The organism is Kaistia defluvii, from assembly GCF_026343955.1.
GTDB classification, from domain to species: Bacteria; Pseudomonadota; Alphaproteobacteria; order Rhizobiales; family Kaistiaceae; genus Kaistia; species Kaistia defluvii.
Window position 1 is genome coordinate 61,752 of the sequence record NZ_JAPKNI010000005.1, and the last position, 24,276, is coordinate 86,027.

Annotated in this window: 22 protein-coding genes and 1 tRNA gene; 9 read left to right on the plus strand and 14 right to left on the minus strand. The window is 66.0% G+C overall.

Annotated features, from left to right (window positions below; genetic code table 11):
• Positions 1–48: 48 nt before the first annotated feature.
• From OSH10_RS14035 to OSH10_RS14050, 4 genes are all read right to left on the minus strand, one after another.
• On the minus strand, positions 49–2,799 hold the full coding sequence (locus OSH10_RS14035) for a valine--tRNA ligase (protein ID WP_266332445.1): 2,751 nt from the start codon (positions 2,797–2,799) through the stop codon (positions 49–51).
• 175 nt (positions 2,800–2,974) lie between these two features.
• Positions 2,975–3,637, minus strand: coding sequence for a PopZ family protein (locus OSH10_RS14040; protein WP_266332446.1), 663 nt, complete (start codon positions 3,635–3,637; stop codon positions 2,975–2,977).
• Between the two features lie 126 nt (positions 3,638–3,763).
• On the minus strand, positions 3,764–5,107 hold the full coding sequence (locus OSH10_RS14045; protein ID WP_266332448.1) for a TolC family outer membrane protein: 1,344 nt from the start codon (positions 5,105–5,107) through the stop codon (positions 3,764–3,766).
• 245 nt (positions 5,108–5,352) lie between these two features.
• Entirely contained in the window at positions 5,353–6,021 is a 669-nt protein-coding gene (locus tag OSH10_RS14050; protein ID WP_266332449.1) for a protein-L-isoaspartate O-methyltransferase family protein, read from the minus strand.
• A 251-nt stretch (positions 6,022–6,272) separates the two neighbouring features.
• On the opposite strand from OSH10_RS14050, the gene OSH10_RS14055 reads away from it, so the two are divergent.
• Together OSH10_RS14055 and OSH10_RS14060 are read left to right on the plus strand one after the other, a co-directional pair.
• Complete coding sequence (locus OSH10_RS14055) at positions 6,273–7,139, plus strand: hypothetical protein (RefSeq protein ID WP_266332450.1); 867 nt, start codon at positions 6,273–6,275, stop codon at positions 7,137–7,139.
• Between the two features lie 272 nt (positions 7,140–7,411).
• Positions 7,412–7,485 (plus strand) — tRNA-Cys (locus OSH10_RS14060).
• A gap of 63 nt (positions 7,486–7,548) precedes the next feature.
• Here the strand turns inward: OSH10_RS14060 and OSH10_RS14065 are convergent.
• Entirely contained in the window at positions 7,549–8,604 is a 1,056-nt protein-coding gene (locus tag OSH10_RS14065; protein ID WP_266332452.1) for an alpha/beta hydrolase, read from the minus strand.
• A 128-nt stretch (positions 8,605–8,732) separates the two neighbouring features.
• On the opposite strand from OSH10_RS14065, the gene cobD reads away from it, so the two are divergent.
• Positions 8,733–9,743: a threonine-phosphate decarboxylase CobD gene (gene cobD / locus OSH10_RS14070; RefSeq protein WP_266332453.1), complete on the plus strand. Its 1,011-nt coding sequence runs from the start codon at positions 8,733–8,735 to the stop codon at positions 9,741–9,743.
• 196 nt (positions 9,744–9,939) lie between these two features.
• Entirely contained in the window at positions 9,940–10,575 is a 636-nt protein-coding gene (locus OSH10_RS14075) for a MarC family protein (protein ID WP_266332454.1), read from the plus strand.
• Positions 10,576–10,591: 16 nt separating this feature from the next.
• Here the strand turns inward: OSH10_RS14075 and tgt are convergent, their stop codons facing one another.
• The 5 genes from tgt to coaD all read right to left on the minus strand — a co-directional run bounded on the left by tgt (position 10,592) and on the right by coaD (position 14,526).
• On the minus strand, positions 10,592–11,722 hold the full coding sequence (gene tgt, locus OSH10_RS14080; protein WP_266332455.1) for a tRNA guanosine(34) transglycosylase Tgt: 1,131 nt from the start codon (positions 11,720–11,722) through the stop codon (positions 10,592–10,594).
• The gene (queA, locus tag OSH10_RS14085) at positions 11,719–12,801 is read right to left on the minus strand and encodes a tRNA preQ1(34) S-adenosylmethionine ribosyltransferase-isomerase QueA (protein ID WP_266332456.1); all 1,083 of its coding nucleotides are present in this window, start codon (positions 12,799–12,801) and stop codon (positions 11,719–11,721) included. Before queA ends, tgt begins: the two co-directional genes overlap by 4 nt.
• Positions 12,802–12,916: 115 nt before the next feature.
• Positions 12,917–13,381 carry a peptidylprolyl isomerase gene (locus tag OSH10_RS14090; protein ID WP_266332868.1) on the minus strand — a complete coding sequence of 155 codons (465 nt, stop codon included), beginning with the start codon at positions 13,379–13,381 and terminating at the stop codon, positions 12,917–12,919.
• Between the two features lie 61 nt (positions 13,382–13,442).
• Complete coding sequence (locus OSH10_RS14095; RefSeq protein ID WP_407660716.1) at positions 13,443–13,991, minus strand: peptidylprolyl isomerase; 549 nt, start codon at positions 13,989–13,991, stop codon at positions 13,443–13,445.
• A gap of 43 nt (positions 13,992–14,034) precedes the next feature.
• Entirely contained in the window at positions 14,035–14,526 is a 492-nt protein-coding gene (coaD, locus tag OSH10_RS14100) for a pantetheine-phosphate adenylyltransferase (protein WP_266332871.1), read from the minus strand.
• 205 nt (positions 14,527–14,731) lie between these two features.
• On the opposite strand from coaD, the gene OSH10_RS14105 reads away from it, so the two are divergent.
• Positions 14,732–14,959, plus strand: coding sequence for a hypothetical protein (locus OSH10_RS14105; protein ID WP_266332457.1), 228 nt, complete (start codon positions 14,732–14,734; stop codon positions 14,957–14,959).
• A 107-nt stretch (positions 14,960–15,066) separates the two neighbouring features.
• Here the strand turns inward: OSH10_RS14105 and gyrA are convergent, their stop codons facing one another.
• Positions 15,067–17,877, minus strand: a complete 2,811-nt coding sequence (gene gyrA, locus OSH10_RS14110) for a DNA gyrase subunit A (protein ID WP_407660717.1) — start codon at positions 17,875–17,877, stop codon at positions 15,067–15,069.
• Positions 17,878–18,427: 550 nt separating this feature from the next.
• Here gyrA and OSH10_RS14115 point away from each other — a divergent pair.
• The 3 genes from OSH10_RS14115 to OSH10_RS14125 all read left to right on the plus strand — a co-directional run bounded on the left by OSH10_RS14115 (position 18,428) and on the right by OSH10_RS14125 (position 20,529).
• A complete protein-coding gene (locus tag OSH10_RS14115; RefSeq protein ID WP_266332458.1) occupies positions 18,428–19,084 on the plus strand; it encodes a MarC family protein in 657 nt (218 codons plus the stop codon).
• 83 nt (positions 19,085–19,167) lie between these two features.
• Positions 19,168–20,103: a CHAD domain-containing protein gene (locus OSH10_RS14120; RefSeq protein WP_266332459.1), complete on the plus strand. Its 936-nt coding sequence runs from the start codon at positions 19,168–19,170 to the stop codon at positions 20,101–20,103.
• 105 nt (positions 20,104–20,208) lie between these two features.
• Positions 20,209–20,529 carry a hypothetical protein gene (locus tag OSH10_RS14125; protein WP_266332460.1) on the plus strand — a complete coding sequence of 107 codons (321 nt, stop codon included), beginning with the start codon at positions 20,209–20,211 and terminating at the stop codon, positions 20,527–20,529.
• 3 nt (positions 20,530–20,532) lie between these two features.
• On the opposite strand, the gene OSH10_RS14130 is transcribed toward OSH10_RS14125, so the two are convergent.
• The 3 genes from OSH10_RS14130 to OSH10_RS14140 all read right to left on the minus strand — a co-directional run bounded on the left by OSH10_RS14130 (position 20,533) and on the right by OSH10_RS14140 (position 22,957).
• Positions 20,533–21,303: a glycosyltransferase family 25 protein gene (locus OSH10_RS14130; RefSeq protein ID WP_266332461.1), complete on the minus strand. Its 771-nt coding sequence runs from the start codon at positions 21,301–21,303 to the stop codon at positions 20,533–20,535.
• Positions 21,304–21,625: 322 nt separating this feature from the next.
• Complete coding sequence (locus OSH10_RS14135; RefSeq protein WP_266332462.1) at positions 21,626–22,378, minus strand: MOSC domain-containing protein; 753 nt, start codon at positions 22,376–22,378, stop codon at positions 21,626–21,628.
• 15 nt (positions 22,379–22,393) lie between these two features.
• Positions 22,394–22,957, minus strand: a complete 564-nt coding sequence (locus tag OSH10_RS14140; RefSeq protein ID WP_266332463.1) for a mismatch-specific DNA-glycosylase — start codon at positions 22,955–22,957, stop codon at positions 22,394–22,396.
• 136 nt (positions 22,958–23,093) lie between these two features.
• Here OSH10_RS14140 and OSH10_RS14145 point away from each other — a divergent pair, with 136 nt between their 5' ends.
• Positions 23,094–24,221, plus strand: coding sequence for an iron-containing alcohol dehydrogenase (locus OSH10_RS14145; protein WP_266332464.1), 1,128 nt, complete (start codon positions 23,094–23,096; stop codon positions 24,219–24,221).
• The last annotated feature ends 55 nt before the right edge of the window (positions 24,222–24,276 follow it).

Below are 24,276 nucleotides of genomic sequence, written 5' to 3' on the forward strand. Positions count from 1 at the left end.
CGACGATGTCGCGAGCCCTCTGCAACGCATCAGGAAGCCCCTGACGGATCAGTCCTTGAGACGCTCGAGGGCCGCGTTGATCTTGGCGGTCAGTTCCTGCGCTTCGGCCAGACGCTCACGCTGTTCCTCGATCACCTCTTCCGGCGCGCGCGAGACGAAGTTCTCGTTGCCGAGCTTGGCTTCGATCTTCGCGATCTCCTTGGCGGCCTTGTCGAGTTCCTTGCCGAGACGCGCGCGCTCGGCGACGAGGTCGATGACGCCGGCCAACGGCAGGGCGATCGTCGCCTCGCCGAGTACGGTCTGCACTGCGCCCTTCGGCGGCGCATCGGCCGCCGAGATCTCGGACGCCCGCGCCAGGCGCTTGATCAGCGCATCATGCGTCGCCAGCCGCGCCGTCGTCTCCGCCGAAGCGCCGACGATGATCAGCGGCACCATGGCCCCCGGCGGCACGTTGATCTCGGATCGGACCGAGCGGACCGCCGAAATGAGCTCTACCAGCCAGTTGATCTCGGCCGCGGCCGCCTCGTCCTCGAAGTCGAGCGTCGGCCACGCGTTGAGCGCGAGAAGGCCCTCGCGGCGGCTGCCCTCGTCGGCCGTGCGCTCCCAAAGCTCTTCGGTGATGAAGGGCATGAAGGGATGCAGCAGCGTGACGATCCGGTCCAGCGTCCAGCCGATGGTGGCACGGGTTTCAGCCTTGGCGGCCTCGTCCTCGCCGTTCAGCACCGGCTTGACCAGCTCGAGATACCAGTCGCAGAACGCGTTCCAGACGAAGCGATAGAGCGCGTTGGCGGCATCGTTGAAGCGATAGGCTTCCAGCGCCTCCGTCACGGCGCGCGCGGTGCGCGTCGTCTCCGTCGCGATCCAGCGGTTCAACCGCTCCTTGGCCGTCGACGGGTCGAAGCCGGCCACCCGCGTCGCGCCATTCATCTCGGCGAAGCGCGAGGCGTTCCAGAGCTTGGTCGCGAAGTTGCGATAGCCCTCGACACGCGACGTCGCGAGCTTGATGTCGCGGCCCTGCGCGGCCATGGCGGTCAGCGTGAAGCGCAGCGCATCGGCGCCATACTCGTCGATCAGCGTGATCGGATCGATGACGTTGCCCTTCGACTTCGACATCTTGGCGCCCTTCTCGTCGCGGACGAGGGCGTGGATGTAGACGTCCTTGAAGGGTTCGACCGGGGTGCCGTTCTCGTCCTTCATGAAGTGCAGGCCCATCATCATCATCCGGGCGACCCAGAAGAAGATGATGTCGAAGCCGGTGATCAGCACGCTGGTCGGATAGTAACGGGCGAGTTCGTTGGTCTCGTCGGGCCAGCCGAGCGTCGAGAACGGCCACAGCGCCGAGGAGAACCAGGTATCGAGCACGTCCTCATCGCGCGTCAACGCGGCCGGCGCACCATAGTGAGCGGCTGCCAGAGCCGAAGCCTCGGCCGCGTCATAGGCGACGAACACCTTGCCGTCCGGGCCATACCAGGCCGGGATCTGGTGTCCCCACCAGAGCTGGCGCGAGATGCACCACGGCTGGATGTTCTCCATCCACTCGAAATACGTCTTTTCCCAGTTCTTCGGGACGAAGTCCGTGCGGCCCTCGCGCACCGAGGCGATCGCCGGCTGCGCCAGCGTGTGCGCATCGACATACCACTGCTCGGTCAGGAACGGCTCGATGGGGACGCCGCCGCGATCGCCATGCGGCACGGTGTGCCCATGTTCCTCGATCTCGGCGAGATAACCCTGCTCTTCCATCATCGCGACGACGGAATTGCGTACCGTGAAGCGGTCCAGGCCCTCGAAGGCAGAGATCGTGTCGGCAAGTGACGCCGTCTTGTCGAGGCCCGCGAGGAACTCGGCATTCCCGGCGATCGCCACGTTGGCCTGGCGATCGAGCACCGAGATCATCGGCAGGTTGTGCCGACGGCCGACCTCGAAATCGTTGAAGTCGTGCGCCGGCGTGATCTTGACCGCGCCAGACCCCTTCTCGGGATCGGAATATTCGTCGGCGACGATCGGGATACGGCGACCGACCAGCGGCAGGATGGCATGCGCGCCGGCGGCGACGAAGGCCTGATAGCGCTCGTCATCCGGATGCACGGCAACGGCGGTGTCGCCGAGCATGGTTTCCGGCCGGGTCGTCGCCACGGTGATGAAGGTCGACGCATCGTCGGGATCGAAGGTCTTGCCCTCGATCGGATAGCGGAAATGATAGAGCTTGCCCTTGGTCTCGACCTGGATGACCTCGAGATCCGAAATCGCCGTCTCCAGCTTCGGGTCCCAGTTGACCAGGCGCTTGTCCTTGTAGATCAGCCCGCCGCGATAGAGCTCGACAAACACCTTGAGCACGGCCTTGGACAGGCCCTCGTCCATGGTGAAACGCTCGCGCGACCAATCAGCGGAGGCGCCGAGGCGCTTCAACTGGCCGATGATCGTGCCGCCGGATTCGGCCTTCCACTTCCAGATTTTCTCGACGAACGCCTCGCGGCCGATCTCGCGGCGACCCGGTTCCTGACGCTCAGCCATCTGCCGCTCGACCACCATCTGCGTGGCGATGCCGGCATGGTCGAGGCCGACCTGCCAGAGAACGTCCTTGCCGCGCATGCGCTCGAAGCGGACGAGAACATCCTGCAGCGTGTTGTTGAGCGCGTGGCCCATATGCAGCGAGCCGGTGACGTTCGGCGGCGGGATCACGATAGAGAAAGGCTCGGCGCCGGGCTTCGCGCCAGCGCCTGCCTTGAAGGCGCCTTGGCCTTCCCAAGTTTCATAGATGCGCGGCTCGACCGCGGCCGCGTCATAATTCTTATCGAGCATGACCGTTTCCGGATGAGGAATTTGAACTGGTGTAAATCGGATGGTCGCGGGCGAGTCAACCGCGCAGCCGCAAAGCCGGATCCGCCGCGCGCGCCGAATGCTTGCATAGAGGAAGCCGGGAGGCGCGCCGTGACAAGGAAGACGAAGCGCCGTCCATCCCGCGGATACCGGAGCCTTAGCGACCGCGCGAGACCCGCTCGATCTCGTCGCGCACCAGCCGCTCGACCAGTGGCGGAAGGTTGGTGTCCAGCCAGGTCTTCAGCATCGGCCGAAGCATGTCCTTGACCAGATCCTCGAGCGTCGGCGACGTGCCGGCCTGGACCGTACTGGCCAGATTGCCGAAGGCCGAGTGAACGATGGCATCGGCAGCCGGCGACAGCAGCGGCTCGCCGGCGGGGAGTTCGTCCCGGAGAGGCCGGGCCGGAGAAACGGGTGCGGGCGCAGCCACTTCCGCGCGGACGGGCGCCGGAGCACGGGAGGGTTCCGCGGCTCGAGCCGGCTCGGCGGCGCGCACCGATTCGGGTGCCGGCGCCGGCGCCGCCGGGCGCAGCATGCGCGGCTCGACCATCGCGGCCGGCGCGATCGGCGCCGGTTCGGGCGTGACTGCTTCGGTACGGGCCGGGGCAGCCGGCGGCGCGGCGAACTCGGCCACGCGGGCGCTGAACAGCGCATCGATATCGGCGGCGGATACAGGGACGCCGGGCAGCTTCGGCGGGAGCGCCGTCAGCTCGGAAGCCTTGGGCGCCGCGAGACCATGTTCGTCCTCGGAGATGATCCGGCGGATCGAGGCGAGGATTTCCTCCATCGAAGGCTCTTGTGCCGCACTGACTTTGGCCATCGCTACCCCTCACCCACGGAACTCAGTCGAATCGCTTTGAGAATCCAGCGATTCCAAGGGCCAGAGTAGCGAAAAGCACGACCGGCCGGAACACGACCGGTCGCTTTTCCCCGACTGGAGGCTCGACTACCGGCCGTCCGGCGTGCGCAGGCCGATCCACTTGTCGCGAACCGCCTGGTAGTGCTGCTTCGGCTCGTAGCGCTGAACCTTGAGACCCAGGTTCTCGGCCGAAAGCGATCCGGCGGTCGACATCAGCGTGTAGGAGGCAACGACCTCGGAGCGCTGCGCCAGAATCAGCGTCTCGCGCGCCTGCAGCAGCGACTGCTGCTGGTTCAGCACGTCGAGGGTGGTGCGCTGGCCGACCTTCTGCTCTTCGATGACGCCTTCGAGGGCGAGCTGCGAAGCGCGGATCTGTTCCTGGGCGGAGGTGATCGAAGCCCGGGCGGCCTGAAGCTGACCGAAGGCGGAAACGCCGGCGGCGCGAACCTGGTCACGCGCCGAATCCAGCTGGATCCGGTACTGGCCGAGCGTCTCTTTCGCCTGGCGGGTCTGCGAATAGACCACGCCGCCTTCATAGATCGGCACGCTCAGATTGGCCGTTATCGTGGCCGAATTGCCCCACGAACCGGTATTCGAGGAATCATCGCTATGGGCAAGCTGGCCCTGAACCGACACGGTCGGCAGCAACTGTCCTTCGATCACCTTCACGTTGAAGGCGGCCGTGTCGACATTGTAGCTGGCGGCGCGAATGCTCGGATGACGCGACTGACCGGCCGACACCGTGGCGCTTTCCGACTTGGGAAGCAGGCGCGAATTGACGGACGGCGTCTGCAGGCTCTTCGGCGTCGTGCCGATGATCTGCACATAGGTCGCGATTGCGGAATTCAGATTCGCGATAGCGACATCATATTCCGTCTGGCCCTGGCTCAGTGCGGCATCGGTCTGCGCCAGATCGGTACGCGTGCCCTCGCCCACCTTCAGGCGGTCGGCGGCGGCGCGCTGCTGCTCGCGCAGGAAGGCAATATTCTGATCACGAAGGGCGACGATGCCCTTGTAGTAGATGACATTGGTATAGGCGGTCACCGCATCGAGCAGCACGTCCTGCTCGGTCGAGCGCAGGATCTCGCGTCCGGCGAGAACCGCCGACTCGGCCTGCTTCACGGAATTCTGCGTGCGAAAACCGCGGAAGATCGGCTGTTCGATGGTCAGGCCATAGCCACGTGGCCAGGTCGTCGACGACCCGACGGGAAGCTGCGGCGACGTGCGCCCCCGCGTGTAGGACGGCCCGATGAACGCGCTGCCCGTCAGCACGGGGCGGTAGCCCGACAATGCCTGGGGAACGTTTTCGTCGGTCGCGCGTAGTTGAGCGCGCATCGCATTCAGCGTGGGGTTGGAATTATACGTCTGCGAAAGGGCGGAAGTCAGCGTTTCGGCATATACCGAGGGGGCAGCTACGATAACCGCAGCCATGGCTACGGTTGCCAGATAGACCCGGGAAAAAAACACGTTGGAAACCTCGGCGTTGCGAGGCGACGCCCCCCTACCGGACGTCCACCGTCGGACAATACATCGTTAATGTACGCGAGCCCCCGTGACGGTCAAATGGCATGAGGGGCGAAACGTTGGATAAAGCGCGCCGTGCGACGGGAAAGCCACAGATACCGCTCAACGAAAGAGCGGGTGACAGGCCGCCAACCCGCTCATTTCATGGGGAATCAGAACACGAACGACTTGGGCCTGGCGAATCCGGGCAAGGCGCGGACGGAGGTGTTGAACGCCGGCAGGCCGCTGACCGACCCGCCCGATCGCGTGTAGATCATGGCTTTTGCCGCCAGTCCGTTGGTGCCGACCACGGCGATGATTCGGCCGCCCTCGCCGAGCTGCTCGATCAGCGCCGGAGGAATGAGTTCCACCGCGCCTTCCAGCAGAATCACGTCATAGGGCGCCTGCGCGGCATGGCCTTCCGGCAGCGGCCCGCCGACGACTTCGACATTCGTGATGCCAAGCTTGGCCAGATTGTCGCGCGCGGTCGCGGCGAGGGTCTCGTCCGATTCGAGCGCGACCACCGAGGCGGCGAGATGGCTGAGAATGGCGGTGGAATAGCCGGTCGCCGTGCCGACGTCGAGAACGCGATCGGTCGGCAGGATCGCGGCAAGCTGCACCAGCTTTGCCAGGGGGCCCGGCTCCATGACATAGCGCGGCGCGCTGCCGGGAGCCGACACGAGCAGATCCTCGTCGATATAGGCGAGCGGCTTCAGATGATCGGGCGCGAAGATCTCGCGCGGTACCGCGGCGAAAGCGTCGAGTACATCGTACTCGGTCACGTCGACGGTACGAATCTGGCAGTCCACCATCGTGGTTCGCGCCTTGGCGAAATCGACCATGATCAGGGACCCTTTATCGTCATTGTGGCAATAGACGTTCCAATACCGGGCGTTCGGCAAGGTGACAAGCCATTCCGGAGGGGCGCGGCGCCGCAGGCGCTCCGCCAATCCCCGACGCCGCAGGGGATAGCCAAACCGCATCATCTTCCTGTTACATGGGCTGTCCATACGACCCCGTGAAACGACGCGTCGGGATCCACGGGATTCGCGGTTGTCGTTCGATCAGCCCAATCTGAAAGAGGATACAGTCGATGGTACGCAAGACACTCTATGGCGCCGCAATTGCCCTTCTGAGCCTTTCCACCATTCAAGCTGCTGTCGCGGAACCGACGATTGACAACAGTGCACTTGAAGCGACTGCATTCCGCCCGCACGAGCGCACCTTCGGGCTCGTCTATACGATGCCGGCCGAGACCAACGAGACGCTGCATCGCTCGCTCGGCGGGATGCTGACCGAGCGCCTTCTGACGCTCGGCCTCGAGACCGAGGCCATCCGCACCAACATTCCGCATGTCACGGTGGTGCATATCCACAACGCCGACCCGGCCACGCCGGCGAAGATGCTCAAGGCGCTGCCGACACCGCCGAAGCCGCTCACCGTCACGCTGAAGAAGTTCTACACGACCGAGGCCGCCAAGGGCGCCGGGCAGCCCTGGTGGCTCGACCTCGGCGTGGTCAAGGAAGGCGACGGCTACGAGCGGATGATGGCCTACAACACCGCCGCGACCGCCGCCCTGACGCCGCTGCGCGACGGCCCCCTGCCGCGCGTCACCGGCCCGGTCTTCGCCAAGATGTCCGATGCCGGCAAGGACCTGGTCAAGACCGTCGGCGTCAGCGGCGTCAACGTGGTGAAGAACGGCGAGGAGCTGCGCTCGCACAATCCGCACAACACCCTCGTCTACAGCACCAAGACCTTCTCGCCGGAAATCCAGCAGTCGATGGGCGAGCTCGCCGACCAGTTCAACCAGATCCTGCCGGAAGGCATTCCGGCGACGTTCAAGACAGTCTCGATCGTGGAACTGGCCTTCTCGGGCAACGTCACGCGCGAGATCTACCGCGTCGATCTCGAGACCGGCGCCGTCCTCGACGTCGCGACCGGCAAGACCGTCACCCGCTGACGTCTCTTCCAACGGGGCGGGGCGGTCTTCCGGACCGTCCCGCCTTCCCTGCCCGGCCGTCGCGCGGCTCGGGCGCCGTCCTCCACAGCCTTGCGCCGGCATTGTTGACGATCGGACTAGACGCCGCCGCCGCGAGCTTGTAGAAGCCGCCAGACGGTCGCGGAAGCACAGCTCCCTCGCCCGTTGCGCGGCTCAGGTCCTTCCGATTGCCCTGAAATGCGCCTGCCGGATATCCCGCCGAAATCTGATTTCGGGCGGCATATCAACGAGATGGCCTCGTGGCGGAATGGTTACGCAGAGGACTGCAAATCCTTGCATCCCGGTTCGATTCCGGGCGAGGCCTCCACCCTTCTTCTTCCAGTGACATTCACCCCTCGGGGGTGCCGGGCCACGGTGGGAACACCGGGGGTCATTCGGCGTTCGCACCCGACAGGGCTGGTTCGGGTCTCCTCCCTGGCGATTGCGGAAGGGTCCGGGTCACCGACTCGATGAAGCGCACCGTGTCGTCCAGAACCGCCGCCCGAGCGCGAAGCAAGGGTGAGAAGGCGCCGATAAGGGTGCGGTGATCGACGCCAGGATAGAGCACCTCCGTAACCTGCCCGCCACGCGACTCGATCTTGCGGGCAAGGCGCGTCGTGTTGCCGGGATCCACCGTCCTATCCTGCGTTCCCGCCGCGACGAAGATCGGCGCCGCCTGGCCGTCGACGAAATGGATCGGCTGGGTGCGCGCGCGCCGATCGGCGGGCCCGAAAATATCCTTGAGCTTCGGATCGGTCAGGGGCAGGAAATCATAGGGTCCGGCAAGCCCGACCATTCCCCTTATGTCCCGGCGGCTGTCGAGCCCAACAGCGGCCAGCCATTGAGAATCCAGCGCCAGCATGGCGGCGATATGGGCTCCGGCAGAGTGCCCGATCAGAACGATCTTGGTGGGATCGCCGCCATAGTCGGCGACGTGGTCGCGCGTCCAGCGCACGGCCTCCGCGCCGTCGCGCAAGAAGCCCGGAAAGCGGACTTCCGGATAGACCCGGTAGTCGGGAATGACCGTGACGATGCCGCGACGGGCGAGTGCGGCGCCGACGAAGCGATAGGTTGCCCGATCGCCCTCCTCCCACGTCCCGCCATAGAACATTACGGCGACCGGCAGGCTCTCGGCCCCACCGCGCGGCCGATAGATATCCAGCTGATTTCGCGGCCCCGGCCCGTAGGGAACGTTGGACGCGGCACGATTGTTGGCGAAGGCAGCGAGGCCGTTCAGAAAATCGACCGGAGAGAACCACATGACATTTCCCAGATAGACGATCGCGGCGATGGCCAGGCCCAGGACGCTCCAGCGCAGCCATGGCCTCGGGCGCGAAGCCATGACGGTCAGCGCGGCGCCCCCGCCGGGATTGCCGGTCGAGACGTGCGAGGCGGAGAGACGGATCGGCGCGAGAAGGCGCCGGGCGAGGCGGGGGATCGAGACCATGATGGCTATACGGACCGCAGTCCCGAAAAGTTCCGCGCCGAAAAACAATCCCTTCGAACCCCTCGGATGATCGGCAGCCCTCGGCCGCCGGATTGCCAGCGGGGGTCGTTCGGGGCGATAAGACCGCCATGCTGGATCATCCCCTCGCCCCCCGTCACGGCGGCGCCCTTCGCGACGCTTCCGCGCGCTATGGCGTGGCGCTGGAGAACTGGCTCGATCTCTCGACAGGCATCAACCCATACCCGTACCCGTTGGCGGATCTGCCGGCTTCAGACTTCCACCGCCTGCCCGATCCAGCCGCCCTCGCCGATCTGCTGGCGGTAGCGCGCAAGGCCTATGACGTCCCGGCCAAGGCAACCATCGCGGCCATGCCCGGCTCGGATCTCGCGCTGCGCCTGTTGCCGCTCGTCGCGCCGGCCGGCGATGTCGCGATTCTCTCGCCAACCTATTCCGGCCATGCCGAGGCATGGCGACGCGCGGGGCGCTCCGTTCATGCAGCGGCGTCGCTCGGCGAGGCGGCCGAGCAGGCAGCCATCGTGGCGCTCGTCAATCCGAACAATCCCGATGGCCGCGCCGTGGCCCCGGCAGAGCTATTGCGGGTCGCCGAGCAACTGGCCCAGCGCGATGGTCTGCTGATTGTCGACGAAGCGTTTGGCGAGGTCGCAGCCGCGCTTAGCATGATCCCGCATCTGGGCGCGCCGCCGATCGTGGTGCTGCGCTCGTTCGGAAAATTCTATGGCCTGGCCGGTCTGCGGCTCGGCTTCGTTCTGGGGCAGGACGTTCTCGTCGAGCGCCTGCGCGACCTCGTCGGCGATTGGCCCGTTTCCGGCCCGGCCCTGTCACTGGGACGCCAGGCACTTGGCGATTCGGCCTGGCAGTCGGCCAACCGGCAGCGGCTTGCCGCGGCTCGGGCGCGGCTCGAGGCCCTGCTCGCCGGCGCCGGACTGGCGGTCGAGGGCGGCACGGACCTCTTCGTCCTGATCCGCACCCCGCAAGCCGTCGCGATGCATGAGTCGCTGGCGCGCGCGGGCATCTGGACGCGGGTCTTCGCCGACCAGCCGGACCGCATCCGGATCGGCCTGCCGCCGGAGGACGGCTTCGACCGATTGGAGAGGCTCCTCCGTTCCGTCGGGCCCTAGCTGCAACCGCCTCCGCGCCTCATCCTGCGCCGGTCGATATTCGCAAGAGGTGGCGCAGTCGGAACGGACCATCGGCGGACTTCCGTGTCGAGCACCCGACAGGATCCGTGAAAAATCGGCCGTCGCTTGACTATCCCGACGCGATGGCAAGGATGCGACACAACCGATGCCAGTGCGCGCAGGAGACCAGGGGCCGATGGATTTCACTTTCGCGATCAAGACCTTCTCAGCCATGTTCGCGATCATGAATCCGATCGCCGCCCTGCCGATCTTTCTCTCGCTGACGACCGGCATGTCCCTGGGCGAGCAGCGCCGCACCGCGATCCTCGTCACCGTCACGGTGGCCATTGGCTGTCTGATCTCGGCCGTGGCCGGCACGACCATCCTCGCCTTTTTCGGTCTCGACGTGAATCATTTCCGCCTCGCGGGCGGCCTGATCGTGCTCTTGATCGCGCTCAACATGCTGAACGGCGATGACAGCCCGAGCCATGCCGGGTCGGACCAGGAACAGAAGACCTACAAGAGCGCCAGCAACGTCGCCTTCTATCCGCTCAGCATTCCGCTGCTGCTCGGCCCCGGCACGATTTCCGCGCTCGTCGTGTTCGCGCACGAGGCGCGTTCGGGCGACAAGGTGATCAGCTTCCTGGGCGGCATCGTCGCCATCATCGCGCTGCTCGGCATACTCCTGTTCAGCGGCCCGTTCATCGCCCGCAAGGTCTCGCCCACGGTCATGAGCGTGACCAAGCGGATGATGGGCATGATCCTGGCGGCGATCGCCATGGAGATGCTGGTTGGCAGCCTGACGGCCCTGTTCCCGGGCTGGGCCCGCTGACGCAGCGGGCGAGGCCCTACAACGGGGCGATATCGCCCCGCGCCCAGCCTTCCTTGGTCGCCAGGCGGAAATCCTCGAAGCGCCCTTCGTCGATCGCGGCGCGAATACCAGCCATCAGGCTCTGGTAGTAGGCGAGGTTGTTCCAGGTCAGCAGCATCGCCGCCAGCGTCTCGCCGGACTTGAACAGGTGATGCAGATAGGCGCGCGAATAATCGCGGCTGGCCGGGCAAGCCGATTCCTCGTCCAGCGGACGGTGATCGTCGGCATGGCGCGCATTCTTCAGATTGACCTTGCCGAATCGGGTGAAGGCCAGGCCGTGCCGGCCGGCGCGGGTCGGCATCACGCAGTCGAACATGTCGATGCCGCGCGCCACCGATTCCAGGATGTCGTCCGGCGTGCCGACGCCCATCAGATAGCGCGGCTTGTGCTCGGGCATCACCGGCGTGGTGATCGAGAGCATTTCGAGCATGACGTCCTGCGGCTCGCCGACGGCGAGGCCGCCAACCGAATAGCCCTTGAAGTCCATGGCGGCCAGCGCCGTGGCGCTCTCGATGCGCAGGCGCGGATTATCGCCGCCCTGCACGATGCCGAAGATCGCCTTGCCGGGCTGGTCGCCGAACGCCGCCTTGGAGCGCTCGGCCCAGCGCAGCGACAGGTTCATCGCGCGCTCGATTTCCTTCTCGGTCGTCGGCAGGCCGACGCATTCGTCGAGCTGCATCTGGATGTCGCTGCCGAGCAGGCCCTGAATCTCGACGGAACGCTCCGGGGTCAGTTCGTAGCGCCGACCGTCGATGTGGCTTTGGAAGGTGACGCCCTTCTCGTTCAGCTTGCGCAGCTTGGAGAGCGACATGACCTGGAAGCCGCCGGAATCGGTCAGGATCGGGTGCGGCCACTGCGCGAAGGTGTGCAGGCCCCCGAGCTTCGCCACCCGCTCCGCCCCGGGGCGCAGCATCAGGTGGTAGGTGTTGCCGAGGATGACGTCGGCGCCGAGGTCGCGCACCTGGCCCGGATACATCGCCTTGACGGTGCCGGCCGTGCCGACCGGCATGAAGGCCGGCGTGCGAATGGTTCCGCGCGGCATGGAAACCTCGCCACGACGCGCCATGCCGTCCTTGGCGAGCAGTTTGAACTGGAAGGTCTCGGTCATTCTGTCTCGTTCGGGAAAAGCAGCGACGCATCGCCGTAGGAATAGAAGCGATAGCCGCCGGCGACCGCGTGCGCATAGGCCGCCCGCATCGTCTCCAGCCCGGCAAAGGCGGAAACCAGCATGAACAGCGTCGATCGCGGCAGATGGAAATTGGTCATCAGCAGGTCGATCGCGCGGAAGCGATAGCCCGGCGTGATGAAGATGCTGGTCGGGCCGTTGAACGGCCGGATGATCTTGTCCTCGCCGGCGGCGCTTTCGAGCAGACGCAGCGACGTCGTGCCCACCGCCACGACGCGGCCGCCCCGCGCGCGAACCGCGTTGAGCGCATCCGCCGTCGCCTGCGAGACCTCGCCGCGCTCGGCGTGCATCTTGTGCTCGGCGGTGTCGTCCGCCTTGACCGGCAGGAAGGTGCCGGCGCCGACATGCAGCGTCACGAAATGCCGCTCGACCCTCAGCGCATCGAGGCGGGCGAACAGGTCGGGCGTGAAATGCAGGCCGGCGGTCGGCGCCGCCACGGCGCCCTCCTCGCGGGCATAGATCGTCTGGTAGTCGAGCCTGTCCTCGCCGTCCTCGACACGCTTCGAGGCGATATAGGGCGGCAGCGGGATGTGGCCGACCGAGGCGATGGCCTCATCGAGGGCGGGCCCGGTCAGATCGAACGCCAGCACCACTTCGCCGGCATCGCCCTTTTCGGCAACGGTCGCGGCAAGGCCGGAGACCAGGCAGGCGCGATCGGCGCCTTCGCCGAACTGGATTCGGTCGCCGAGCTGCAGCTTCTTGGCCGGGCGGACAAAGGCTCGCCAGCGGTCGGCCGACTCGCGCATGTGCAGCGTCACCGCGATCCGCGCCGAAACGCCGTCGCGGACGCGCTCGCCGAACAATTGGGCCGGGATCACCTTGGTGTCGTTGAAGACGAGCGCATCGCCCGGGCGCAGCATGTCGGGCAGCTCGCGCACGATGTGGTCTTCCAGGGCCGCGCCCTGTCTGACGACGAGCAGGCGCGCGGAATCGCGCGGCCGTGCCGGCCGGAGGGCGATATTCTCCTCGGGGAGATCGAAATCGAAAAGGTCGACGCGCATGGGGGCTCAAACAAAGAGGGGCGCCGTTCGCACGGCGCCCCTCTCCTAATCAGCCAGGCCCGCTATTGCAAATCGGCCGGCGTCATGCCGGCGATCGGCCGCAAGCCAGACGGGATCACGCCACGTCGGCGGCGACCTTCATCGAGACGATCTTATCCGGGTTCTGGACCGGCTCGCCGCGCTTGATCTTGTCGATGTTCTCCATGCCTTCCACGACCTGGCCCCAGACGGTGTACTGGCCGTCGAGGAAGCGCGCGTCGCCGAAGCAGAGGAAGAACTGGCTGTCGCCGGAATTCGGATCCTGCGAGCGGGCCATCGAGGCGGTGCCGCGGACATGCGGCTCGCGCGAGAATTCGGCCTTCAGCTTCTTGCCCGAACCGCCCATGCCGGTGCCGGTCGGGTCGCCCGTCTGGGCCATGAAGCCGTCGATCACGCGATGGAAGACGATGCCGTCATAAAAGCCTTCGCGAGCCAGTTCCTTGATCCGCGCAACGTGCTGCGGCGCGAGGTCCGGGCGCAGGGCGATGGTCGCCGAGCCCTGGGTGGTCTCGAGGATGAGGGTGTTCTCCGGGTCCTTGATTTCGGCCACGGTTATCTCCTTCTGAGGGGCCGCGCCGGAAGGCGGCGCAGCGAGAGCCGACTTACTTCGCGTCGGCGGCGATCTGCATCTTGACGATCTTGTCGGGGTTTGCCGGGGGCTCGCCCTTCGCGATCTTGTCGACGAACTGCATGCCGTCGACGACCTCGCCCCAGACCGTGTACTGGCCGTCGAGGAAGCCGCCATCGGCGAACATGATGAAGAACTGCGAATTGGCCGAATCGGGATTCTGCGAGCGCGCCATGCCGAGCGTGCCGCGCGCGAAATGCGCCTTGGAGAATTCGGCCTTGATGTCGGGCTCCTTCGAGCCGCCCATGCCGGTGCCGGTCGGGTCGCCCGTCTGGGCCATGAAGCCGTCGATCACGCGGTGAAAGACGATGCCGTCATAGAAGCCTTCGCGGGTAAGCTTCTTGATCTGCGCGACATGCTTCGGCGCCAGGTCCGGGCGAAGCTTGATCACGACGCGACCATCCTTCAGGTCGAGATAGATCGTGTTTTGCGGGTCGAGCTTCTCGCTCGCTGCCTGGGCAGGCGCGGCAATGAAGAGGAACGCAGCGGCGATCGCCGCGAACAGGCCAAGGAAACGGGTCACTGAGACCTCCGGTCGGTGGACGGTACCGCCTTTTGCGGCGACGTCAGGAACTGAATTTTTGTGTCAGCTTTCGGGCGACACCCGTCGGAACGAAGGCAGAGGCGTCGCCGCCCATCTTCGCAATCTGGCGCACCAGCGTCGCGGTAATATGACGCGTCGCGGGCGTAGCCGGCAGAAACACGGTCTGGATCGACGGCGCCATGGCGCCATTCATCCCCGCGAGCTGCATTTCATAATCCAGATCGGTGCCGTCGCGAAGCCCACGGATCATCACCGAGGCGCCGCAATCGCGCGCGGCGTCGATGGTGAGCCCGTCAAACGACGTCACCTCGATGCGCCCGGCCCCGCCCTCGATCTGGTCGGCCAGTTCGCGGATCAGCGCCACGCGCTCGTCAAAGGAGAAAAGCGGGGTCTTGCCGGGGTGGATACCAATGGCGACGACCAGCCTATCCACCACCGCCAGCGCGGCGCGCAGCATCTCGACATGGCCGTTGGTCGGCGGATCGAACGAGCCGGGATAGAGCCCTGTACACACCATGATCACATCTCGCTCTCGGACCGATGCCGGATTCTCACGTAAGGTTTACGAAGGAGAAGAAGACTTCTTAAGGAACCAACTTCCCAAACGCACATTGCTTCCCCAGATGAATAGCAAATGAACGGCGAGTTGTGATGCGGTTCATAGGCAAAGGAGCAGATTGCGTCCAGGTTCCGGCGCAACAGCACACGGAGGGCAAGCCATGACGTCGTGGTTCCACAGCATCATTCTCGCAACGTGCGCCGCAGCGACCATCGCGGTTGGTTTCGCAAGCGCCGCCGCCTACTCCGATCGGGATGTTCCGGCATCGAAGAAAGGGGATCGCCTTTCTGCCGCCGTAGAGCTGACCGAAGCCCGGCTGATAACCGTGGTCGATAGCCAGAAGGGTTATTCCGTGATTACCCGCGTCCCCATCTCGGACGCGAACTGAGGGTTTCCCCTCGCTCCTGCAAGACCCCCAAAACACCCCAGGACTATATCCTCGTGACGACGCCGGCCTTTCCCCTGAGGCCGGCGTCATCGTATTGGCGATCGTACTCAGCCTTCGGCCGGCGTATCGGGCGCCGGCGGCGCATCCGGCGACGGCGGAACATCGGAGGCCGGAGCCTCTGCTTCGGGCTCGTCGTCCTCGACATCCGTCAGGCGATCGACGGAAACGACCTTTTCCTTGTCGCTCGTGTTGAAGACGATAACGCCCTGCGAGCCTCGCCCGACGATCCGGACAGGCTTGTCGCCGCCAACCGGCATGCGGATCATCTGTCCGGCATCGGTGACCAGCATGATCTGGTCGGAATCTTCCACCGGGAAAGAAGCGATCAGCTCGCCGTTCCGTTCGTTCACCGCCATGGCGACGATGCCCTTGCCGCCGCGACCCGTGATCCGGTACTCGAAGGACGAGGTCCGCTTGCCGTAGCCGTTCTCGGAAATCGTCAGCACGAACTGCTCCGCGGCGCTCATCTCGGCATAGCGCGCCTGCGGCAACGTCGCGTTGCCGGGCACCTCGTCGGCATCGTGCTCGATGACCGTCGCATCCTCGACCTCGCCGCGCACCGCGCGGCTCATCTTCAGATAGGCCGACCGCTCGTCGCCATTGGCGTCGAAGTGATGCAGGATCGCCATCGAGATGATGCGGTCGCCCTCGGCCAGCGAAATGCCGCGCACGCCGGTCGAGTCGCGTCCCTTGAAGACACGGACATCGGTGACGGCGAAGCGGATGCACTGCCCCTTCGCGGTGGTCAACAGCACGTCATCATGCTCGGAACAGAGCTGGACGTCGACGATCGCGTCGCCTTCCTCGTCGAACTTCATGGCAATCTTGCCATTGCGGTTCACCTGGACGAAGTCGGAAAGCTTGTTGCGGCGAACCGTGCCGCGCGTCGTCGCGAACATCACGTCGAGCGTCGCCCACTGATCCTCATCCTCGGGCAGCAGCAGGATCGAAGTGATCCGCTCGCCTTCCTGGAGCGGCAGCAGGTTGTTCAGGAACTTTCCGCGCGCCTGCGGCGCGGCCAGAGGCAGGCGCCAGACCTTCATCTTGTAGGCGATGCCGCGCGACGAGAAGAACACGACGGGCGTATGCGTGTTGGTGACGAACAGACGGGTGACGAAATCCTCGTCCTTCGTCGCCATGCCGGAGCGACCCTTGCCGCCGCGATGCTGGGCCCGGTAGGTCACCAGCGGCACGCGCTTGATGTAGCCCTCATGGCTGACGGTGACGACCATGTCTTCGCGCTGGATGAGGTCTTCATCCTCGAAGTCGATGCCGCCGTCGAGGATCTCGGTCTTGCGCGGGGTGGCGAATTCATCGCGCACCGCGACCAGCTCTTCGCGGATGATCGCGACGATGCGGGCCCGTGAACGCAGGATCTCGAGATAGTCGGCGATCTCGGCGCCGAGCTTGTTCAACTCCTCGGCGATTTCATCGCGTCCCAGAGCCGTCAGGCGCTGCAGTCGCAGATCGAGGATCGCGCGCGCCTGGGTTTCCGACAGCTGGTAGGTGTTGTCGGCGGCCAGCTTGTGGCGTGGGTCGTCGATCAGCGCCACGAGCGGCGCGATATCCGCCGCCGGCCAATGCCGTTCCATCAACCGCTCGCGCGCCGTCGACGGATCGGGTGCGGTGCGGATCAGATGGATGACTTCGTCGATATTGGCGACGGCGATGCCGAGGCCGACCAAGACGTGGGCCCGGTCGCGGGCCTTGTTGAGCAGGAAGCGGGTACGCCGGGCAACGACTTCCTCGCGGAAGGCGACGAAGGCCTGGATGAGGTCCTTCAGGTTCATCAGCTGCGGCTTGCCGCCGGTCAGCGCCACCATATTGACGCCAAACGACGTCTGCAGCGGCGAATAGCGATAGACCTGGTTCAGCACCACATCGGCCACGGCGTCGCGCTTCAGCTCGATGACGACGCGCATGCCAAGGCGATCGGACTCGTCGCGGATGTCGGAGATGCCCTCGATCCGCTTGTCGCGGACGAGTTCGGCGATCTTCTCGATCATCGTCGCCTTGTTCACCTGGTACGGGATCTCATGGATGATGAGAGCCTCGCGTTCCTTGCGAACCGTCTCGATCGTCACGCGACCGCGCATCAGAACCGAACCGCGGCCTTCGTGATAGGCGGAGCGGATGCCCGCCCGGCCAATGATCAGGCCGGCCGTGGGGAAGTCCGGCCCCGGAATGATTTCCATCAGCTCTTCGATGCTGATGCCCGGATTTTCCAGATAGGCGATGCAGCCGTCGATGACCTCGCCCAGATTGTGCGAGGGAATGTTGGTGGCCATGCCGACGGCGATGCCGCCGGCGCCGTTGACGAGCAGGTTCGGGAAGCGGGCCGGCAGGACGACGGGCTCGCGCTCCGAGCTATCGTAGTTGTCCTGGTAGTCGACCGTATCCTTGTCGATGTCGTCGAGCAGCGCATGCGCAGCCTTGGCCAGGCGAACTTCGGTGTAACGCATGGCGGCCGGGCTATCGCCGTCGACCGAGCCGAAATTGCCCTGGCCATCGGCCAGCATCACGCGCATGGAGAAATCCTGCGCCATGCGGACCAGCGCGAAATAGATCGAAGCGTCGCCGTGCGGATGGTACTTACCGATCACGTCACCGACGACGCGGGCCGACTTGCGATACGACTTGTTCCAGTCGTAGCCGTTCTCGTGCATCGAATAGAGAATGCGGCGGTGCACCGGCTTGAGGCCGTCGCGCGCATCGGGAAGCGCACGACTCACGATCACGCTCATCGCGTAATCGAGATAGCTCCGCTTCATCTCATCGGTGATGGAGATCGTTTCGTTGTCGGATGGGCGGCCATCGCCCGGCTCATCGGGGCGTGGCGGCTCGTGGGTATCGGACAAGTTATTTTCCGGAATCAGTTTCGATTGCGGACATCATAGAGACCCCGTGTGGCGGCTTCAAGGAATCCCGCCAGAATGCCGGAATTCCCTGCATTTCGGCGCGATCCGGACATGCGATCCGGACACGCGGCGCACGGGCCGGGCGTTCCCACGTCCGGCATCCTTCGGAAGGTCCGTTCCGGCACCCGGCTGGGGGACGATAACCGGGCCTCCCGGGCGACGTCCCGGTCCGGATCCGCCGCCGGCGCAACCTTGATGGCCCGCCAGGCAATTCATCCGCCGCATCGCCGGATGGCCACCCCCTTTGATGCCGCAGCGGGACAAGCGAGGCGGCCGTCGCCACAAACCAGGTGAGGTGCCGCCTGCCCGAGTTCCTTGGCTTCTGCACCCGATTCCCCCGAACACAAACGACACGAGCCGGGGGAAGCGGCCTCATCAACCGCCCATGCAATCCTGGGCAAGGGTGAACGACACCGGGTGGCTTGCCGGGATGGATGACAGCAGCCGGCATACGCTGCTATGACCGGATCAGCCTGGCGGGTGGAGCAACGTGTTCGATTATCTTCTCAATGCGCTGATCACCCTGTTCGTCACCATCGACCCGATCGGTCTGGCGCCGATCTTCGTCGGGCTGACGCGTGGCATGAGCCGAGGCCAGCGCCGCCAGACGGCGATCCGCGCCACGGTGACCGCAACGATCATCCTCTACGCCTTTGCCCTGATCGGCGAGGGCCTGCTGACCTTCCTCGGCATCTCGCTGGCGGCATTCCGCATCGCCGGCGGCCTGCTGCTGTTCTGGATCGCCTTCGAAATGGTGTTCGAGCGCCGCGACCAGCGCAAGCTGGCCAATGCGCAGAAGGCAATCGAGGAGGAACGCGTGCATGAGCTGGCGGATATCCAACACCTCGCCGTTTTCCCGCTCGCCATCCCCCTGATTGCCGGCCCCGGCGCGATCTCGGCCACCATCCTGATCGCTGCCTCGGCCCCGAGCGCCCTCGGCCTGATCGGCCTGCTGGTGATCATCGGCGCCATGATCGGCGCTTGCCTGGTGGTGTTCCTGCTCGCCGGCCCGCTCGACCGACTGCTCGGAACGACCGGCCGCATCGTGCTGACGCGCCTCCTTGGCGTGCTGCTTTCGGCCCTTGCCGTTCAGTTTGTCGCCGACGGCGTCACGGAGATCGCCAGGGCGGCGATGCGCGCCGGCTGACGCCCCTTTCGGCCAGGCGGGGAACCGTCTAGAGATGCCACGCCCCCGGCAGGCGCGCTCGCCGGCGGCCGAGAAAGGCGAACATGTCCGACCGAAAGAAGGCCCGTCCCGCGGCCGCCCTCGCCTCTCCACTGGCTGCGCGCCAGACCGTCGATGAATCGATTCCGATCCTGCTGGCCCAGAGCCAGGCCGAGATCGTCGCCACCCTGCGTGCCGCGCTCGACCGGCCGATGCCGGAGACGATGCAGCCCTTGCGGGAGGCGCTGCAGGCCCTGCACAGGACGCTGACGCACTGCGCGCGCCTCTCCGGGGCCGGCACATTCGACGATCTGCTGCGCGACGTGCGCTCCCTCCACGACGCCTTCGAGGAAGCGCGCCGCTGGGACGCCATCATTGCCGAGACACTGGTTCGCCATGGCAAGACGCTCGCCGGGGTGGCCGATGTCGCGGCGCTCGGAGAAGCGGCGGAAGCGGCCCGCCGGGACAGTCATCGCCGCGTTGGAGCGCTGCTTGACGGCTCGCTGCCGCAGCGGCTGCTGCTCGGGCTCGCCTTCCTCGTCGCGCAGCCGCGCTGGCGCGGCGAAGGCGAACGGATATCCAAGCGCCTCGCCACGCGGTTGCGCGTTCGGACCAGGCAGGAGATCGCCCGGCAGGACAGACGGCTTCAGGACCGGGGCAAGACGCTTCGGCGCCTTCCGGAGGGCCCGGAACAGGGGCTGCGGGACGACGTGCGCGATCTCGCGGCGATCGCGGGCCTTCTCGAGCCGCTCGCCTCGCGCCCGGCCAGGGTCCGGCGCTACCGGCACCACGTCCTGGCGCTGCAATCGGCGCTGGACGGTCTGCACGAGGCGCGGATGACGCAGCAATGCCTGAACCGCATCGCCGAGGAAGACCCGTCCCCGGCGGTGCAGCGCGCCATCGGCGCGATCGGTGGCTGGTCGGTCCGCGACCGGGCAGAGCGACTGTCGGCGCTCGAAGAATTCTGGCGCGACTTCCGCCGCGCCAAGCGCTTCTGGTAGCGCGCCGCGCCCGGAGACGTGAAGATCGGCCCTGCCGAACGCATGCTAGTCTTCCGGCCAGGCCGCCGCACAGGGCGGCGCGCCTTGAGCTTCGGAGGACCGATCATGTTCATCGCGCGCTGGCAGATCGACGCCCGCTTCGGACACAAGCAGGAAGCCCTGGAGCTGATGCGGGAATGGGATCGCGAGATCGGCGCCAAGGCTGGCGTGGACCCGGCGCGCTCCTCGGTCGTGACCGGCTCCATCGGCGCGCTGGAAGCGACCATCGAAAACAATCTGATGGTCGAGAACCTGGCCGAGCTGGAACGGATTTTCGAAGCGATCGCCAAGATCCCGGCCCATGTCGAATGGGGCAAGAAGCTGGAGCCGCATGTCGTCTCCGGCACCTCGCGCTGGAGCATCCTGCGCGTCGTGCCGATGGGGTAGCGCTCAGCGATCCTGGAACGGAACCACGAGGCGGCGGGACGGCCGGAGCGCCTGCCACAGCAATCTCGGCCGGGAGATCTGCCGCCACACCCGCCGGACCTCATGCAGCCGTTTGGCGCGCCCGCGCAGCGCCACCGTCTCGACCACCTCCGAACGTTCGATCAGACCATCATGTTGCGGCAGCTGATCGACGCTCTCGCTCAGAAAGCGCTCCTGGATGCAGAGCGCCGGCACGGCCTGCAGGATGTGGATACCGCGGCAGGTCGCCTGTTCCGGATCGAAAAGGACGATATCGACCGGCCTGGTGAAATCTTGCGTGCGGCTCAAAAGCCATTCGGCGGCGCGGCGCGAAACGATGTAGCCGGCCGAGCCGCAATGGGTGGCCTGCAGGCGATGAAGGCACGTACCGGCGACCGGGATCCCTGCCGGGGCGATCTTGGTGCGCGCCATGAAGGTCTCGAGCTTGATCAGATCGACGTCCTTGGCGATCCAGTCCGCCTGGCGGAGCAACGGCGCGACGGCAGGCGCCAGGATGACATCATCCTCGAACACCGCCAGCCACGGCTCGCCGCTTTGCACCAGGGACTTCCAGGCCAGGCGGTGGCTCTCGAAGCAGGCGATCTCACCCATCGTCAAACGCCCCCGTCGCGCCTGGATCGTTGCGGCATCGACCGCCGCGAGGCGCTCGAATTCGATGCCGAGCGAGTCGGCCTGCGTTCGAAATGCGGCGAGGCGCTCCGGCGAGCGGTCCATGTTGATGACGACGGCGCGCATAGTGACGGAGGCTTTCTTGCGGAGAAGGGGTGTAGATCCCGGAACGAACACATCGCGGCGGCGAATCCGGTTTCGCCAGGCTATCGCCCGCGTGACGCGCGACCACGCTGGTTAGCCCTTAAGGAACGTCGCGACCAGACAGCGCTGCGCCACCCTGCCTGAATCCCATGCCAAATCGACGACATGTCGGACCGCGCGCCGCCCTCGCGGCCGATTTTACGCGCCCCATCGGTTTTGGCGATGGGACCACCCAGCCCCCCGACGGCTCGATGAAATAGACTACATGGGCCTAACCCGTTCGTGTTCCCACAGGCACACCGGCCTAAATCAGCCTGAGTTCGTCGCCGACGCCGATTTCGCCGCCCTCGATGACATCGGCATAGATGCCGCAATCCATGTGGTCGAGACTTCGCAGCAGGGTGGCGGGGATTTCGAGGTCGCGCGCCGCCGTGTCGGGATTGACGTTGGTCGCGGCGCAGCGCTGCGTGCGCTTGGCGAACCGCACCCGCGCGCTGCCGATCGTTGCCTCCCGGCCGACCAGTTCCAGTTCCTGCCAGGGGTCCAGGCCGTCGAGATTGATGTTGGCGCGGAAGCGCAGCGGATCGACGGGCGCGCCGACCAGTTCGGCCACCGCCGCCACCGAGGCCAGGTTGATGAAAGAAATGTAGGGCTTGCCGACGTCGGTGAAGGCATGGCCCGGCGCCGACAGCACCTTCAGCGGTCCGCGCCGTTCCTCGCCCATGAATTCGGTCAGGAACGCCTCGGTTGCCGCCCGGCCCGCCGGATCGGACAGATCGGCGGCGAACGGTGCGCCATGGCCCTCGATCGACCAGACCTGTGTCGCGGGATCGAAGCGGGTCTCCAACTCGGCCAGCCGCGCATTCTTCATCAGGCAGAGGAATTTCGCCTTCGGTTTGTAGGCGGGCGCCGCCGGATCGAAACCGGATGGGCCGTTCTCGATCGCATAGACGCGGTCATGGTCGAACCGATGGCGCGGCCGGAGCTCCGCTTGGTCCAGCGCTTCGGCCGAGAATCCCTTGACCGGATAACGATAGAGAGAGGCGATCGTCGTCATGGCTTTCCCTGTGCCCTAACCGCCCGTTCCGGCCGGTGTCTTGTCGCCGCATTGGGGGGCGAGTCCGGCTGCTTGTCCAGACTCCCCCGCAACGGCCTGCGCCAGAGCGCGCCACGGCTCGATCGACCAGTGCGGCCCCGCCTGGCCCGAGGGCGAGGTCAGGACGTGGACCCGCGTCGCGCCGATCGGCGTCTCCTGCTCGCCATAGGGGATGACGCCCGTCGGCAGGTCGAGAAACAGGCTCGCCGCCCGCTTGCTGGTGAAGGCCAGGAAGCGCGGCGCATATCGCTCGATCTTTTCCCGCAACGCTCCGGCCTCGACCAGGGCCAGGTCGATCGCCGTGTCCTGGCCGACATGCTCCTTGGCCACGTCCGTCAGCCCGAGCCCGAATTGCAGCACCTGCGGAAACTCGCCCGGCGCCAGCCGCCGCGGCGTCAGCCCGATGGCGTGAAGCGTCGGCCAGAACTTGTTGCCGGGATTGGCGTAATAGGCCCCGACTCGCGCCGACCATGCGCCCGCGCCCGTCCCGCAGAAAACAATATCCAGCCCCGGCGCCAGCACATCCGGCAATATCGGCATCGAACCACGGCCCTTTCCTTGAAAACGGCCCGCGCCGTCCCGGCGAAGGCAAAAACCATCTGTCACTCGGCGACCATTGCTGCCAATCTCCGCGCCGGCCGCTTGCCTTGAATATCGTACCGGGAAGAGAACGCGAATGAGCACGATTAACTACCTGACGCAGATTGAGTTCGGAGCCGGCGTCGTGTCGGCCCTGCCCGATGCCCTCGCCGCGCTTGGCGTGACCCGGCCGCTGGTCGTCAGCGACAAGGGCCTGCAGGCATCCGGGCTGCTGGGCCGCGTTACCGCCCTTCTGCCGGCCGGCGCCCCGCTCTTCCTCGATATTCCGACCAATCCGACAGAGGCAGCCGTGCTGGCGGCACTCGACGTCTACAAGGCCGAAGGCTGCGATGGCGTCGTCGCGGTGGGGGGCGGCTCGCCGATCGATCTCGCCAAGGGCGTCGCGCTGCTTGCAACCCATGAAGGCCCGCTGGAGCCCTACGCCGCCACTTTCGGCGGCGTCGCGCGTATCGGCGCCAAGGTCGCGCCGATCATCGCCGTTCCGACCACGGCCGGAACGGGCGCCGAGGTCGGCCGCGCCGCGCTGCTGACCCTGAACGATGGCCGCAAGCTTGGCTTCATCAGCCCGCACCTGATCCCGAAGCGCGCCATCTGCGATCCCGAACTGACGCTTGGCCTGCCCAAGGGCCTGACGGCCGCGACCGGCCTCGACGGTCTTTCTCACTGCATCGAGACATTCCTGTCGCCGCGAATCAATCCGCCGGCCGACGCCATCGGCCTCGATGGGGCGCGCCGGATCTGGGATCATATCGAGCGCGCCTGCACCAATGGCGGCGACCTCGAGGCCCGCACCGAGATGATGATGGGGGCGCTGCAGGGCGGCCTCGCATTCCAGAAGGGCCTCGGCGCCGTTCATGCCCTCAGCCATGCGCTGGGCGGCCTGAAGAGCCCGAGCCTGCATCACGGCACGCTGAACGCCATCCTCATGCCGTCGATCCTGCGCTTCAATCATGCGACCGTGCCCGACAAGATCGCTCGCCTCACCGCTGCAATGGGCCTGCCCGCCTCGGCCGATCTCGCCGATGAGCTCGATGCGCTGAACCGTCGCCTCGGCATCCCGGCCGGGCTGCGCACGCTGGGCGTCACCGAAGACGTGCTGCCCTGGGTGGTCGAGCGGGCGCTGGCGGATCACTCCTACGCCACCAACCCCCGCGCCGCGACGGCGGAAGAATTCCGCGCCATTCTCGACGGCGTGATGGTCTGAAAACGAAACAGGCCTCGGTTCGTGTGAACCGAGGCCTGTTCTCTTGTCGGGGACC

Coding starts and splice junctions, on each gene's coding strand:
- OSH10_RS14065 (WP_266332452.1), bottom strand. CDS start 8,604: ATGGTCTCGATCCCCCGCCTCGCCCGGCGCCTTCTCGCGCCGATCCGT.
- OSH10_RS14105 (WP_266332457.1), top strand. CDS start 14,732: ATGACGTCGTGGTTCCACAGCATCATTCTCGCAACGTGCGCCGCAGCG.
- tgt (WP_266332455.1), bottom strand. CDS start 11,722: ATGACCGAGACCTTCCAGTTCAAACTGCTCGCCAAGGACGGCATGGCG.
- queA (WP_266332456.1), bottom strand. CDS start 12,801: ATGCGCGTCGACCTTTTCGATTTCGATCTCCCCGAGGAGAATATCGCC.
- OSH10_RS14055 (WP_266332450.1), top strand. CDS start 6,273: ATGGTACGCAAGACACTCTATGGCGCCGCAATTGCCCTTCTGAGCCTT.
- OSH10_RS14050 (WP_266332449.1), bottom strand. CDS start 6,021: ATGGTCGATTTCGCCAAGGCGCGAACCACGATGGTGGACTGCCAGATT.
- OSH10_RS14125 (WP_266332460.1), top strand. CDS start 20,209: ATGTTCATCGCGCGCTGGCAGATCGACGCCCGCTTCGGACACAAGCAG.
- OSH10_RS14140 (WP_266332463.1), bottom strand. CDS start 22,957: ATGCCGATATTGCCGGATGTGCTGGCGCCGGGGCTGGATATTGTTTTC.
- OSH10_RS14075 (WP_266332454.1), top strand. CDS start 9,940: ATGGATTTCACTTTCGCGATCAAGACCTTCTCAGCCATGTTCGCGATC.
- OSH10_RS14135 (WP_266332462.1), bottom strand. CDS start 22,378: ATGACGACGATCGCCTCTCTCTATCGTTATCCGGTCAAGGGATTCTCG.
- OSH10_RS14040 (WP_266332446.1), bottom strand. CDS start 3,637: ATGGCCAAAGTCAGTGCGGCACAAGAGCCTTCGATGGAGGAAATCCTC.
- OSH10_RS14045 (WP_266332448.1), bottom strand. CDS start 5,107: ATGGCTGCGGTTATCGTAGCTGCCCCCTCGGTATATGCCGAAACGCTG.
- cobD (WP_266332453.1), top strand. CDS start 8,733: ATGCTGGATCATCCCCTCGCCCCCCGTCACGGCGGCGCCCTTCGCGAC.
- OSH10_RS14145 (WP_266332464.1), top strand. CDS start 23,094: ATGAGCACGATTAACTACCTGACGCAGATTGAGTTCGGAGCCGGCGTC.
- OSH10_RS14035 (WP_266332445.1), bottom strand. CDS start 2,799: ATGCTCGATAAGAATTATGACGCGGCCGCGGTCGAGCCGCGCATCTAT.
- OSH10_RS14120 (WP_266332459.1), top strand. CDS start 19,168: ATGTCCGACCGAAAGAAGGCCCGTCCCGCGGCCGCCCTCGCCTCTCCA.
- OSH10_RS14130 (WP_266332461.1), bottom strand. CDS start 21,303: ATGCGCGCCGTCGTCATCAACATGGACCGCTCGCCGGAGCGCCTCGCC.